Source organism: Pseudoflavonifractor phocaeensis (assembly GCF_016901955.1).
In the GTDB taxonomy this organism is placed as follows: Bacteria; Bacillota; Clostridia; order Oscillospirales; family Oscillospiraceae; genus Flavonifractor; species Flavonifractor phocaeensis_A.
This window is the reverse complement of record NZ_JACJLC010000096.1, coordinates 1-9,823: the sequence shown is the minus strand read 5'-3', so window position 1 is coordinate 9,823 and position 9,823 is coordinate 1. Positions and strand designations below refer to the sequence as shown.

10 protein-coding genes are annotated in these 9,823 nt (G+C 58.2%); 5 read left to right on the top strand and 5 right to left on the bottom strand.

Annotated elements, in window-relative coordinates; translation table 11 throughout:
* Positions 1-267: hypothetical protein (locus H6B51_RS14820; protein ID WP_204884422.1), on the bottom strand; the 267-nt coding region annotated here is incomplete at its 3' end.
* Positions 268-1,020: 753 nt separating this feature from the next.
* Positions 1,021-1,926: a LysR family transcriptional regulator gene (locus H6B51_RS14815; protein ID WP_204884421.1), complete on the bottom strand. Its 906-nt coding sequence runs from the start codon at positions 1,924-1,926 to the stop codon at positions 1,021-1,023.
* Between the two features lie 101 nt (positions 1,927-2,027).
* Here H6B51_RS14815 and H6B51_RS14810 point away from each other — a divergent pair, with 101 nt between their 5' ends.
* The 4 genes from H6B51_RS14810 (at position 2,028) to H6B51_RS14795 (ending at position 5,485) form a co-directional block, all read left to right on the top strand.
* Positions 2,028-2,834: an aldo/keto reductase gene (locus H6B51_RS14810; RefSeq protein ID WP_335342177.1), complete on the top strand. Its 807-nt coding sequence runs from the start codon at positions 2,028-2,030 to the stop codon at positions 2,832-2,834.
* A gap of 21 nt (positions 2,835-2,855) precedes the next feature.
* Positions 2,856-3,365, top strand: a complete 510-nt coding sequence (locus H6B51_RS14805; protein WP_204884420.1) for a flavodoxin family protein — start codon at positions 2,856-2,858, stop codon at positions 3,363-3,365.
* Between the two features lie 45 nt (positions 3,366-3,410).
* Complete coding sequence (locus H6B51_RS14800; RefSeq protein ID WP_204884419.1) at positions 3,411-4,061, top strand: SDR family NAD(P)-dependent oxidoreductase; 651 nt, start codon at positions 3,411-3,413, stop codon at positions 4,059-4,061.
* 62 nt (positions 4,062-4,123) lie between these two features.
* Positions 4,124-5,485 (top strand): MATE family efflux transporter, encoded by a 1,362-nt coding sequence (locus H6B51_RS14795; RefSeq protein ID WP_204884418.1) that lies wholly within the window; start codon positions 4,124-4,126, stop codon positions 5,483-5,485.
* Positions 5,486-5,740: 255 nt separating this feature from the next.
* Here H6B51_RS14795 and H6B51_RS14790 read toward each other — a convergent pair whose 3' ends face one another.
* Together H6B51_RS14790 and H6B51_RS14785 are read right to left on the bottom strand one after the other, a co-directional pair.
* Positions 5,741-8,077: a VirB4-like conjugal transfer ATPase, CD1110 family gene (locus H6B51_RS14790; protein WP_204884417.1), complete on the bottom strand. Its 2,337-nt coding sequence runs from the start codon at positions 8,075-8,077 to the stop codon at positions 5,741-5,743.
* Positions 8,070-8,423: a PrgI family protein gene (locus H6B51_RS14785; protein WP_204884416.1), complete on the bottom strand. Its 354-nt coding sequence runs from the start codon at positions 8,421-8,423 to the stop codon at positions 8,070-8,072. Before H6B51_RS14785 ends, H6B51_RS14790 begins: the two co-directional genes overlap by 8 nt.
* 102 nt (positions 8,424-8,525) lie before the next feature.
* Between H6B51_RS14785 and H6B51_RS14780 the strand changes: the two genes are divergently transcribed.
* On the top strand, positions 8,526-8,891 hold the full coding sequence (locus tag H6B51_RS14780) for a molecular chaperone GrpE (protein ID WP_204884415.1): 366 nt from the start codon (positions 8,526-8,528) through the stop codon (positions 8,889-8,891).
* On the opposite strand, the gene H6B51_RS14775 is transcribed toward H6B51_RS14780, so the two are convergent.
* Entirely contained in the window at positions 8,888-9,712 is an 825-nt protein-coding gene (locus H6B51_RS14775; RefSeq protein WP_470382165.1) for a VirB6/TrbL-like conjugal transfer protein, CD1112 family, read from the bottom strand. The two genes, H6B51_RS14780 and H6B51_RS14775, sit on opposite strands and share 4 nt — an antisense overlap.
* Positions 9,713-9,823: the final 111 nt, after the last annotated feature.

Below are 9,823 nucleotides of genomic sequence, written 5' to 3'. Positions count from 1 at the left end.
TTTGAACTTGAAACGGATGATATGGGCCATGAAATGACGCCAGTGGGCGTCTTTTTTCTTGTCAATTTTCCAATACAGATTTTTAAAGAGTACTTTGTCAACAGCTCCAGTCTGCCGCACTGCAGGGGCGGGTGCAGACACAGCTTTCGGCGTGGGCACAGGTGCTGTTGCCTTGACCGGAGGGGCCTGCTGCACCACGGACTCAGGCGGGGCAACCCGAGCTGGACCAAAACGGACTGGCTCAGGCGAACTTGGATGCTCAACCATCTTGTGTACTTCTGGTATTTTTGCTCCAGTGTTCTCTGGATTGACAAGCGGTAATTCTGTCCGGGACAATTCGGACCGGCCGCGCCGCAGCTCCGCCCCCTTCTGCGCCGCAGCCCGCCCCTGCTCCTGGACTAGTTTCCGCCTGTCCTGGGGACTCACCGCCCGGACGGCGGGCGGCGTTTGCGCAGGCTGGGCCCGGATGCAGCGGTCCTTTGTCTTGATATTTGGGTCTGGAGCCGTCTGCCCACGCTGGGATATGACCGGCATGTCGGGCGATTCTGCCCCAGTGTGTTGGACGGCGGCAGGCTCCCGCACAGCTTCTTTTGTTTTGATGAGGACAGGGCTGCTATCCCGGGCAGGCGGTGTATCCTGTGTAGTGATACCCGGCGGAGCCGGCTCTTGACCCTGCACCCGCTTGGACTTCCACTGCTTAATAAGCTGTTCTCCACCCCGTACAATCTTGCGAGCCCCGCCGGCGGCGGCGTCCTCAATCTGGTTGCCGCCGTACTGACCCTGCTCTCCCCGCTGGGCGATGTCCCGCAGTTGTGTACGCAAGCGCTCTGTGCCGTCCTCCAGGCCACGGCGGGTCAGATTTTTTGTTCTGATCACCCATCTTGGTTTTTCTTTAATTTTATCGATTTTGGTTTACCTCCTAACGCAAATAGGGGGGAGCGGCCACAGCGGCTCGCTCCCCCTATTTTTATGTTTCAAACCAACTTGTGGCAGCTTTTACGCCCGGGCCGCTTCGTCCCGTTATGATACTCCAGCTGTAATCAATCTGCTTCGCAGCATAGTTACAACGGTCTGCATAGGCGCGGCCGGCTTCTTCGCATACACGATGCCATAGGGTATTTTATAGTCCCACATCATCGGGATCGTCACAATGGAGGGATGGACGTCCCGCCAAATGTCCAGCGTCTCCATGATGCAGCCCATCTGTTCACACTGGTTAAATACGTTGGTGTCGTAAAAATGCGGCGTATCCAGGAGTGTGATCTGGGGATGGTTCCTCTCAATCTCATCCCGCAGCCGGTTCAGCACCGGAGAATCCCCCCGTTTAACCAGCAGAAGGGTTTCACCGTCCAGATCGCTCCACTGGAGCATCTCTTTTTTTGCCAGCCGGTGCTTCCGCGGGGCGGCGATACAGCAGTTCACCGGCTCCAGGGAGAGGATGTTGTACCGTTCCCGCCAGGTCAGTGAGTCGCAGGGACCCACAAAACAGTCGATCTCCCGGCCCAGGGAATCCAGCATGGCCTCCATGCTGGCCGGATCGTCATCAAAGGGCACGATCCGGATGGCAACCGGCAGTGTACCGTCGTCAATTCCCGCCCACAGATCCACCAGCGTCTTGCAGGGCCGCAGGATGGAGGTGCCCACTCGGATGGTCTGCTGCTCATCCTTCCCAATCTGCCTGGCCCGGGCAATCGCCTGTTCGGACTGCCGGATCAGTTTTTTGGCGTCCTGATAGAAGGCACGTCCGGCGGCAGTGAGCCGTGTCCCCTGATTGGTGCGCTCGATCAGCCTGACACCGACCAGGGATTCCAGTTTGTTGATTTGATTCATCACAGAGGCAGGTGTGATATAGCATTCCTTGGATGCCTTGAGAAAACTGCCCTGCTCCGCTACCACAACAAAAGTGGCAAGTTCCCGGCTGTACACAGCATTCCCTCGCTTTTAGATTTTCTAAAAACCATTTTAACGCTTTGGTATCTTCGCTGTCAATGGGGTTGGTGCTATGATTGTGTCAGAAAGCAAGGGAGGTGAGTAAAACGGAAACGGTCACACTGAATAATGGGGTCAAAATGCCGCTGATTGGCTATGGGACCTATCAGACGCCGCCCCGCGTCACGGAGCGCTGCGTCGCTGAGGCGCTTCGGGCGGGGTACCGCGCCATCGACACCGCCCAGTGCTACGGCAACGAACGGGAAGTGGGCTTGGCCTGTCAAAAGTCCGGCTTGTCCCGGGAAGCGCTGTTTCTCACTACCAAGCTGTGGGCCTGTCACGGATACCAGGATACGCTGCGGTCCATCGACCGTTCTCTGAAAAAACTGGACCTTGGCTACATTGACCTGCTGCTCATTCACGAGCCCACCGGTGATGTGTATGAGATCTACCGGGCTATGGAGACTGCCTGTCAGGAGGGGAAACTTCGGGCGATTGGCATCTCCAACTTCCTGGAAGATCGGTATCTGGATCTGGTCAATCACTGCAAGGTGGTTCCGGCAGTCAACCAGGTGGAGACTCATGTGTTCCGCCAGCAGAGGAAACTCCGTGGGCTGGAGTGTCAAATCGGAACACGGCACGAGAGCTGGTCTCCTCTGGCCTGCGGGCGGAACGGAATTTGGAAACACCCGACGCTCTTGGAGATTGCGGGGCATCACGGCAAAAGTGTCTCCCAAATCGCTCTGCGTTTCTTAACGCAGCAGGGGATCATTGTGATCCCCAAGAGTACGGATTCAGAACACATGAGGGAGAACCTGGCGTCGCTGGATTTTGATTTGGGCCCAGAGGAGATGGGGGCCATCGGGCAGTTGGAAGCCGGGCAAAGCCTATTTGGCTGGTGGTAATTGGGAAAGGCGGTGAAAAGCATGACAAAGCGCATTTTGATTTTGAATGGCGCGGCTCGGAAGAACGGCAGCACGGCAAAGCTGGTGCAGGCCTTTGCCGAGGGCACCCGCGGCGCTGGACATTCGGTGCAGATGTTTTACCTGGACGGCATGGATATCCACAGCTGCAAGGGCTGTCTCCACGTAGGGCGCGACCCAAAGAGCCCCTGCACCCAGAAGGATGATATGGACCAGATCTATGCCGCTTTTGTGGACTGCGATGTGGTCGTGTTTGCCTCCCCGGTCTACTTCTGGACCATTACCGGCCCGCTGAAGACGGCGGCAGACCGGCTGTACGCGGAGCTGGAGTGCCTGGGATACAGACAGTTCCCCCGGGAGAGCGTTCTGCTGATGACGGCAGAGGGCTCCGACTACTCCCAGGCGGTCACTTGGTACCGCACCTATGAACGCAACCTGGGATGGAAAAACCGGGGCGAGGTTTTGGGCAGCGGAAAGGCTGAGGCGGCCCGCCGGCTGGGGGTCTCCATATAGTAATCATAAACGATAATAGAACAATTGAGAAAGGACGATCACACCATGAAAAAGACGATTTTTGTTGTAGGCGCTGGCACAGGCCTGGGCAACGCGGTGGCCCGGAAGTTTGCCGCCAATGACTTCCGTGTGGTACTCATGAGCCGCAGCGCCCAACACCTGGAGGCCTACCAGAAGGAGATGGAGGCCCAGGGGATTGAGGCGGCAGCACAGGTGGTGGACACCGCCGACCAGGCGGCTTTGTCTGTGGCCATGAAACAGGCTGTGGACACCTACGGGATACCGGACGTACTGTTCTACAACGTGGGCATTGTGGTGCCGGATCAGAATTTGCCCGGCGGGATGACCACCGCTGTTATGGAGCAGAGGTATCAGGCGGAGGTACTGGGGGCCTACACCTGCATCCGCCAGGTGTTGGGTGAGGAATTTGGCAGAAAGCAGGGGGCCATCCTGGTCACCGGCGGCGGCTTTGCCATGTATCCCAGCGCGGACTTTCTTCCCCTCTCCATGGATAAGGCGGCCTTGCGGGCCATGGTACTGGCCCTGCATCCGGTCTGTAAGCAGCAGGGTGTCTATCTCGGCGCTGTACAGGTATGCGGCACCATTGGCGGATCGGAGAAATATATGCCTGAGAAGATTGCTGAGCAGTTCTGGACGCTGTACCAGAGCCGTACAGACGCAGAAATCATTTACTAAAGAGGAAGGGCGGCGGCCCCCTTTTCCGGATGGCCGCCGCCCTTCCCCTTGGAGGTGTCTTTGTGACAAAGGAAACATTGCTGACGGGAAAGCCCTGGCGGGGGATTCTCACCTTTATGCTCCCGGTCTTCCTGGGACTATTGCTCCAGCAATTTTACAATACGGCGGATACTATTATCGTGGGCAACTTTTCCGGAGAGGCTGCTTTGGCAGCCGTGGGGGCCTGCAGCGTGCTGACCATGGCGTTTCTGGCCCTGGCAAGCGGCTTTTCTACCGGGGCCTGCGTATTGATTGCCCGGTTATACGGAGCGGGCAGGACAGAACAGATGCGCCGGCAGGCATCCTCCGCCCTGATCGTCATGGTCGGGATGGGGATTGCGGCGACGGCGGTTGGGGTACTGATCAGCCGTTTTGCCCTGCGGTACATCCTGGACACGCCGGAGAGCCTGCTGGATATGGCGGATACTTATTTCAAGATCTACGCTCTTGGGCTGGTGTTCCAGTTTGGCTACAACATCGTCTCCGCCATCCTGAGGGGGGTGGGGGACAGCAAGGCAACGCTGTACTTCCTCCTGATCGCCAGCGTCCTCAATGTGGTGCTGGACGTTCTGTTCGTCTATAACTTCCGGATGGGTGTAGCAGGCGCAGCCATCGCCACAGACATTGCACAGATCGGCTCCTGTGCGGCGGCCTTTCTCTACATGATGAAAAAATATCCGGTCTTTCGCTGGAAGTGGCGGGCCTTTACCTTTGAGCTGCCGCTGGCGACGCTGACCCTGCAAAGGGGATTTCCCATGGCGCTGCAGCAACTGATCGTGTCAGTGGGGTTTGTATTTCTCCAGCGGGCAGTGAACAGCTACGGGGAGGCTATGACCGCCTCCTTCACGGTGGCCCAGAAAGTGGAGACCTATATGACCCTTCCCGCCAGTGCCCTGATGACTACCCAGAGTACTTATACCGCCCAAAATTTGGGCGCTGGGAGACCGGACCGGGTCATAACCGGTGCAAAGCATACTGTGGCAATCTCTGAGACCATTTCCATCTGTATTTTAGCCGCTGCGTACCTCTTTGCGGAGCATATCGTGGCCCTGTTCCGACTGGGGCCGGAGGCCACTGGCTACTGCACTGCCCACATTCGGTGCGCCGCAGTATGCCTGATTTCCTTTGCCTCCTATTTCCCCCTGTTGGGCCTGTTTCAGGGGGCAAACAATGCCCTGTACGCCACCTTTGTGGCCACCGGCGCACTGGCGGTGCGGGTCCTCTCTACCTATATGCTGCAGGAGATCCCGGCGATTGGATATCATATGATTTGGTGGAATATGCTCTTTGGATGGGGCGTTGGCTGCCTGCTTACATGGGTGCATTTTTTCAGAGGGAAGTGGCGTTCGGCTGCTGTGATACAGACAGGCGCAGGTCTTGCTTAACCCCTATCATCATGCTAAATCGGCGGGCCGTTTGACTGATGGACACGCTTCCTATTGAAATCTGATCAGTTTCGTAGCAATGCGTTGTTGCGCAACGGCTCATAGCAACAACATATGATGGATATTGCTTGTAATCAATGGCGGCATGAATGGGGCCCCGCTATCAAATATTTTCTATTGTGTAGAATATCATTTTGAGCCATAAGCAAAACGGAGCGTGACTCAAATTCGGCTAACTAAGCATTTATATCCTGTCTACGAAAAATTGTCATTGGGCTTGGTACTCATCAGGCGGTAGAGCTGAGTCTGCTTGGGAAAATGGTCCATAAAGGGCACGATGGCGCTGCCGCACTTAATCAGCCCCCGGCCGGAGTCCACGTTGGTGATGTAAGACAGCTGGTTGTCCGAGATATTCAGCAGCCGGGCCAGCTCCACCCGGTCGGTGGAGGCCTGGTTGAGCATCACCAGGAACTCGCTGTTGGCCAGCATGGTCCGGGCGGTGTGGGACTGGAGCAGGTCGTCCACGTTCTGGGTAATCCCGGTGGCGCAGGCGCCGTACTTGCGCACCCGCTTCCAGAGGGTGAACAGGAAGTTGGCGCTGTACTCATGCTGGAACAGCAAGTATATCTCGTCAATATAGATGTAGGTACTCCTGCCCAGCTCCCGGTTTCGTATCACCCGGTTGAAGATGCTGTCCAGCACCACCAGCATTCCCACGGGGAGCAGCTGCTTGCCCAAGTCCCGGATGTCATAGCAGAGGATGCGGGAGCTGGTGTCCACGTTGGTAGCCTTGGCGAAGGTGTTCAGGCTGCCCTCGGTGAACAGCTCAATGGCCAGGGCCACATCCCGGGCCTCTGGCTCCGGCTGGCGGAGCAGCTCGGCGTGGAAGTCCTGGAGGGTTGGTACCTGCCCCTTGTAACCTCTGCGGATATACTCGTGGTAGCACTGGGCGGTACAGCGGTCTATGATAGACTTCTCCTTGGCAGACAGCTTGCCCGCCCCCACCAGCTGCTCACAGAGGGAGAGCAGAAACTCGGACTTGAGGACCACCGGGTTATCCCCGTCGCCGTAGCCCCGCTCCATATCCATGGCATTGATGTGGTTGCTGGATGTAGCGGAGATGTGAATGACCTCCCCGCCCAGCCCCTCGATGAGGGGCCGGTACTCCGCCTCCGGGTCCAGGACAATGATGTCATCGTCGGCAGCCAAGGCCAGAGCGGCCATCTCCCGCTTGGCGGTGAAGGACTTGCCCGAGCCGGACACCCCCAGCACAAAGCCGTTGCCGTTGAGCAGCCGCCGGCGGTCCGCCACAATCAGGTTCTTGCTGATGACGTTCTGCCCGTAGTACACCCCGCCCTGGTCCAGGATCTCCTGGGCCCGGAAGGGCATCAGCACGGCCAGGGCCTCGGTGGTGAGGGTGCGCAGGGCGTCAATCCGCCGCACCCCCAGGGGCAGGGCGGTGGCCAGGCCCTCCGCCTGCTGCCAGCTCAGGGTGGTCAGCTGGCACAGGTGCTTGCGGGCGATGGACTGGAGGGTCTCGGTGTCCGCGTCCAGCTCCTCCAGGCTGTCCGCCAGGTGGACCAGGGTGACCACCGCGAAGAGCATCCGCTGGTCCCGGGTGGTCAGGTCATCCAGCATCTCCCGTGTCTCTTTCCGCTGCTGCTCCAGGTCGTAGGGGACCACGGCGGAGAAGTTGTTGCTGCTGTTCTGCCGGCGCTGCCAGTTGGTCACGTTGGTCTCCACCCCCAGCAGGCGGTTCTGCATCTCCCGCACCGCCTCGTCGGTGGGGACGGGGATGATGTCAATGGACAGCATGAGCGTGCGGTTGAGGCCGGTCAGCTCATTGATCATAGAGTCCTTGATGTAGCTGGCGTACTCCTTTAGAAACAGCACCCTGCCGTACTTCTTGCCCATGATGAAGTGGTCCTTCTTGTATTCCATACTGTCCAGGCAGATGGCATCCCGGAAGGAGCGGCCCATGCGAATATCTTCCTTGAGGTTGATGCGGAACTGGGTTTCCTCGCCTACCCGGTAGAAACCATGCAGGATACGCAGGCGCTCCACGGCGTCCAGCTCCTCGCACCGGGCATCCAGGCGGTTGAGGCGGGCGGTGACATCGTTCACCGTCCGGTCAAAGAAGGTCCGGGCCTCCTCCACATTCTTTTTGTGGACAGACAGGGTGATGTAGCGCTCCTGAACCACGCTGTTGGAGGAATCCGTTACCTTGCTCAGAAGCATATCGTTGTACTCATGGTGCAAAGGCCCCAGGGTGTCCGCCCTCTCGGGCAGCAGGATTTCCCGTTCAAAGTTGGTCCGGTTCAGCCGCTTGTTGTTGATGGTAATTTTGGTGGTAGAGCCAGTGTCCAGGGCATTGAGCAGGTCTGAGTAGCCCAGGAACATGGCGGTCTTGTCCTCTTTGGAGGCGATGGCGTAGTTGATGTCGCTGAATCGCAGGGTCCTGGAGAACTTGCTCCCCCATTGAAAGACCCCATCCGGCCACAGGCGCTGGATGGGGATGATGTCCTGGACCCGGCGGGGAATGACGAACCGCTCTCGGTCCTGCTTGAGGGTATTTTGCAGGGTTTTAATCAATATTCAGGGCCTCCTTTACAGACGAGTGAGCCAGAATCTTAGCGTACAGGTTATCCACACGAAAAACCAGCCTGGCGGGCGTGAGCAGCTGAGAGCAGATCATGGCCAGCACGAACCGCTCAAAGGTCATGCCGTTGTACTGGAAAAAGCCGGCGATGGCGAAGGGGAAGGCGGCCAGGACACATACCCAGCCGATCTCCCCGGTACCCAGCAGGCCACGGAGGGCGAAGTACACCCCCACGGCCACGCCCACCGCCAGCAGGGCGAACACCAGCTGCCGGAGGGACAGGCCGAAAAACAGGCCCTCCTGGTAGTTTCGCACTTCTTTGTTGACTCGGACTTCCAAAGGAATCATCACCTCAAATTCGTCAGAGAATCCCCGGACAGACCCTTGTAAAGCCTGCCGGGGTATGCTACCATACCACAAACCGAGAAGGGGGGTGTGGTCATGGTCTATATCATGCTGCTTGCTTTGATACTCCTGTTGAGTGCCCTGTTCCATATCGCCGCGCTGCTGCGGCTGAGCATCCCGCTGGCCTATGCCCTGGTGGTGCCCACCCTGTTCCGGGGTTGGTACCACGCACACCAGGCATTGGGGGACGGTATCTTCTTCGCTATGCTGGCCCTGGCGGCCCTGTCCTGGGTGGTGACCATCGTGGGCCGCATCCACCGTTGGATAGACCGCCGGCGGGAGGATAGCATCTCCACAGAGATCTATCTGCGCCGGATGCGAGAGGCGGTAGAACAGGGCAAACTCGCCCCCGGGGGCGGGTATCAGATCCGGGTAGACGACCTGTGGCGGGACATGGACTAACCCAGCCCCAGCAGCTCCCGGACCAGCCGGTCGCTCATCTTGATGGCCCCCACCAGGACAAGCATATTAAACACCAATTCACCTATATAATTCCAAACAATCGTTGCTGCGGCCATAGAGGAATCTGCCACAGCGGGCGGGGCAGCGGCAAACTTGGAGAAAATCACACAGGCCAGTACGATAATGGCGCCCTCCAGGCAGATGGCGGCATAGCTCTTGATGAAGGCCATGCCGATGCTGCTGGAGGGCTGTCCCGCGAAACTGGCCAGAGGCACCGGGGCGATGGCCGTGGCCATATAGAGGCGGAAAAACCTGGAGTACACAGTTAAAACCATCACCAGAGACAGCACCCAGATAAGCAGGGACCCCAGCAGGGTGACTGCCCACAGGGGGATGGAGTCCAAAAACCCCACGTTCTCGATGGCGGTCACCATCTCCTCCGGCAGGGTGGTGGGGGACATGGCGGCCAGCCCGGAGGAGGACATGATGGTGGACACCATCCCCTGTGCCACCTGGAACAGGGCGTTCATCAGCTCCATGCCGTGAGAGACCGCCGCCTGGGCCAGGACGAAGCGGACGAAGCACTTAAAGGCCATCTCCGGCCGCTTGAGTTCCGCGAAGGAGCCGCAGACTTTGACCACCCCCATGACAAAGAACAGTACCAGCAGGCCGTAACCCACCGCCTGGAGGGCGCCGTTGATATTGACGATGACGTCCCAGATGCCTCCCCCCTTGAAGTCCTCCGGCGTGGTGCTGATGAGGTCCCAGATCTCCGTCAGCTTCCCATTCCAGGTATTCAGAGCGGAGTTCAAATTATCGATTATCCGTAAGCGCTCAATAACCACCCGTATACAGTCAAAACCCGGTAGGACTTGCAATCCTACCGGGTTCGTTTATTTGCAATCAGAGGTCTCCAAATATTTACGGCGTTT

Bases quoted from the DNA above. Each gene is read 5' to 3' on its own strand.
- H6B51_RS14780 (WP_204884415.1), top strand. From the start codon at position 8,526: ATGGTCTATATCATGCTGCTTGCTTTGATACTCCTGTTGAGTGCCCTG.
- H6B51_RS14800 (WP_204884419.1), top strand. From the start codon at position 3,411: ATGAAAAAGACGATTTTTGTTGTAGGCGCTGGCACAGGCCTGGGCAAC.
- H6B51_RS14805 (WP_204884420.1), top strand. From the start codon at position 2,856: ATGACAAAGCGCATTTTGATTTTGAATGGCGCGGCTCGGAAGAACGGC.